Origin of the sequence: uncultured Fretibacterium sp. (assembly GCF_963544685.1) — a bacterium.
In the GTDB taxonomy this organism is placed as follows: Bacteria; Synergistota; Synergistia; order Synergistales; family Aminobacteriaceae; genus CAJPSE01.
On the sequence record NZ_CAUUGJ010000177.1, the window covers coordinates 1 to 3,187 of the forward strand.

General features: G+C 64.6%; 5 protein-coding genes. All 5 read right to left on the reverse strand.

The features are described from left to right. The coding region (locus tag ABLA28_RS11100; protein WP_347713718.1) for a glycosyltransferase at positions 1-241 on the reverse strand (241 nt) is incomplete at its 3' end. A gap of 1 nt (position 242) precedes the next feature. After that, a complete protein-coding gene (gene rdgB / locus ABLA28_RS11105) occupies positions 243-833 on the reverse strand; it encodes an RdgB/HAM1 family non-canonical purine NTP pyrophosphatase (RefSeq protein ID WP_347713719.1) in 591 nt (196 codons plus the stop codon). After that, complete coding sequence (gene rph, locus ABLA28_RS11110; protein WP_347713720.1) at positions 823-1,581, reverse strand: ribonuclease PH; 759 nt, start codon at positions 1,579-1,581, stop codon at positions 823-825. Before rph ends, rdgB begins: the two co-directional genes overlap by 11 nt. Positions 1,582-1,583: 2 nt before the next feature. Further along, positions 1,584-2,321 carry a GerMN domain-containing protein gene (locus ABLA28_RS11115; protein ID WP_299301671.1) on the reverse strand — a complete coding sequence of 246 codons (738 nt, stop codon included), beginning with the start codon at positions 2,319-2,321 and terminating at the stop codon, positions 1,584-1,586. Between the two features lie 66 nt (positions 2,322-2,387). Further along, positions 2,388-3,044, reverse strand: a complete 657-nt coding sequence (locus tag ABLA28_RS11120; RefSeq protein ID WP_347713721.1) for an N-acetylmuramoyl-L-alanine amidase — start codon at positions 3,042-3,044, stop codon at positions 2,388-2,390. Positions 3,045-3,187: the final 143 nt, after the last annotated feature.

Sequence of the window (3,187 nt, forward strand, 5' to 3'; positions counted from 1 at the left end):
GTTCCAGCGCTGCGGTCAAAGCAGCCTCCTTGCCAAAATTCCTGGAGAGATCGACCACACAGATGCGCCCATCCTTTTCTGCCTGATTCATAAGGAGTAAAAGTGTCCCATCATGGCTGCCGTCGTTGACGCAGACAATTTCGAAGTCCTCTCCAATCCCCTCCATCACTGAAATAATTCTTTGAAAAAAGAGAGGCAATACCGCCTCCTCGTTATAACAGGGGCATAGGATCGAGATCATTTCACCATTCCTCCGCATCCAACACCTGCAGCAGCGCCCGCAGCGCGGCGGCGCGGTGCGAGACGGCATTCTTCGTCTCCGGCGGGATATCGGCAAAGGAGCCGCCGAGGCCGTCCGGCAGGAACAGCGGGTCGTACCCGAACCCTCCGGTCCCCGACGGACGCTCCGCGATGCGGCCCGGACACTCCCCCTCGCAGACCAGGGTCCACCGCCCGGGGACCGAAAGGGCCAGGGCCGCCACGAATCGCGCCCGGCGATCGCCCCGTCCCTCCATCTGCGACAGAAGCCAGCGATTCCGGTCCTCGTCGGTCCCCTCGATGATCCGTGCGGAACGGACGCCGGGAAGCCCTCCCAGGGCCGCGACCTCCAGGCCGCTGTCGTCCGCCAGGCTCGGCAGGCCGGACGCCTCCGCCCAGGCTTTGGCCTTCAGCACGGCGTTCATGGCATAACTACCGCCGGTCTCCTCGACGGTAAGGCCCCCGACCTCAGGGGCAAACAGGAGACTTCCCACGAACGATTCCGGCAGAATCGCGCGGAACTCCTCATACTTGCCCCGGTTGCCCGTGGCCAGGAGCAGGTTCTCAAAAAACAAGGGCGCTGCGCTCCGCCGCCGTGAACTCGAGCGCCGCCGTCTGCCGCTCCCGGATCTCGCGGCACCCCTTCAGGCAGAGGTCGAAGATGCGGTCGGTCTCCGTCCGTGAAAAGGGAGCCTCCTCACCGGTCCCCTGAACCTCGACGAAACGGTCGGCGTGGTCCGCGACCACGTTGAAATCGACGCTGGCCGCCCGGTCCTCCTCGCTGTCGAGATCGAGGCGGACCGTCCCGTCCAGGATCCCCGCGCTCACCGCAGAGATGCAGGACAGGAGCGGGAGCGTTCCGAAGGCGCCCTCATCCCTCAGCACCCTGAGTGCATCCACCAATGCGACGTATCCGCCGTTGACGGAGGCGACGCGCGTACCGCCGTCGGCCTGAAGCACGTCGCAGTCGATCGTGATGGTCCGGGGCCCCAGCCTTTTCAAATCCACGCACAGGCGCAAAGCCCGCCCGATCAGGCGCTGAATCTCGGCACTGCGCCCACTGATCCCCGAGCGTGCGGCACGCTGCGTCCGGCGGTCCGTGGAACGCGGCAGCATCGCGTATTCCGCCGTGATCCACCCCTGATCCGTCCCCCGCAGAAAGGCGGGGACCTTCTCCTCCACCGTCGCGGTACAGAGCACCCGCGTCTCGCCCTGGACGGCCAGAACAGCTCCCTCCGCGTAACGCGTATAATGCCGCTCGAAGGATAGGGGGCGCAGCGCGTCGAACGGCCTTTCCCCCCGCTGCGGGGCCCGGGCGTCCATCGCTACGCGCGCGGCAGCTGCCAGGGCACCGTCAGATCGATGGGGGCCCCGCCGGAGGACACCGCGCCGTCGATAAGGAAACGCACCTTGACGATCGGCGGAAAGTTGTCCTGCATCGTGCGGACGATGCCCGTCACCAAAAACTGGCTGTTCTTCTGTCCCAATTTGGACAGGGCCGCGGCGAACCCCCTCGAGCAGTCCAGGTACACCGTGTCCGCGCTCCGGAATACGTGGAGCACGCGCACATTGGACTCCGCCCCCTCGATGCCGCTCATGACGAGAAGAGTCTGGACGGCGTCCCTGATGTTGTCCTCCTGAGGACGGGCGAGGAAAGGCCGGACATCCTCGGCCAGGCCTCCGTTCTTGAGGAAGTAGAGCCTCAGGCTGACCTGCTGGATATCCCCTCGCACCCCGGAAAGCGCGGCCTTCGCCTTTTCTTTCTCCTTTTCCTTCTCCGACTCCGTCAGCGCCTTCAGGTCCTCCCCGTTCTCGACCCTGTTCTCCGGCTTCAGCAGGGAACGGGTGTTCAGGGAGCGCACCATCCAGGACGTTCCGAGATACCCCGCCACGAAGCAGAGGAGGATGATCCCGATCCAGGAAAAAAAGCGCAGCAGGAACGGCGGCCGCTCCCGTCCCGGGGAGCGGGAATCCCGGCCGCGTCGCCGCGGCCTCCGGCCTTCAAAGTCGTCATTGTAATCATCGTCGTAACGATCGTCGGGCGCATCCCCGCGACGAGCCATCGAGCATTCCCCCCATTTACGGATATCCATACGCGTGTGCGTACCGATTCGACTGCCTCCAGAACCTCAGTTCAGATAGTTGACGATCCCCTCCGCCATCGCCTCGGCGATCCTCCGCTGGTAGCCCGGATGGGCCAGAAGCTTGGCCTCGTTGAGGTTTGTCACGAACCCCGTCTCCAAAAGCACCGCCGGCATCCCGGCCCCCCGAAGGACGAAGAACGGCGCCTGAGCCACCCGCTTCATCGGGATGCCCCGCAGTTTCCCCGCCTTGAACAGGGCCTCCGCCAGTTCCGTGCTCTCGCTGATCTTGTTGTTCTGCTGCATATCCCCCAGGATGCGAAGCAAAAGCTCCGTCCTCCTGTCCACGGCCGCGGAGTTGCCGGACTTCTCCTCCACATACTCCCGGTTCTCTATTTTGGCGAGCGCGAGCGCATCCTTGTCCGTCGGCAGCGCCATGAGATAGATCTCGAAGCCCGCGGTATTCTTCAGTGAGGGCAGAGCGTTGGCGTGGACGCTGACGAAGACGTCCGCATTCGCCTGGTTGGCAATGTCCGTCCGCTCCTGAAGCTTCAGGTAGACGTCGGTCCTCCGGGTCATCTGAACCTCGAACCCCCTGCTCCTCAGCACCTCTTCCAAAGCCAGCCCAATCCCCAGATTGATGTCCTTCTCCCGAACGCCGTTGGCCGTCGCCCCGGGGTCCTTTCCTCCGTGACCGGGGTCCACGACGACCAGGCGCTTTCCTCCCCGCCTCGCCGGAGGCTGGACCGGCGTCTTTGCCCTGGGGGATTTTCCTGCCGGCCCGGGCACTGGCGCGGGAGCGGGAGCGGGAGCGGGGGGAGGCTGTCTCTTATACACATCTGACGCTG

Coding starts and splice junctions, on each gene's coding strand:
- rph (WP_347713720.1), bottom strand. CDS start 1,581: ATGGACGCCCGGGCCCCGCAGCGGGGGGAAAGGCCGTTCGACGCGCTG.
- ABLA28_RS11115 (WP_299301671.1), bottom strand. CDS start 2,321: ATGGCTCGTCGCGGGGATGCGCCCGACGATCGTTACGACGATGATTAC.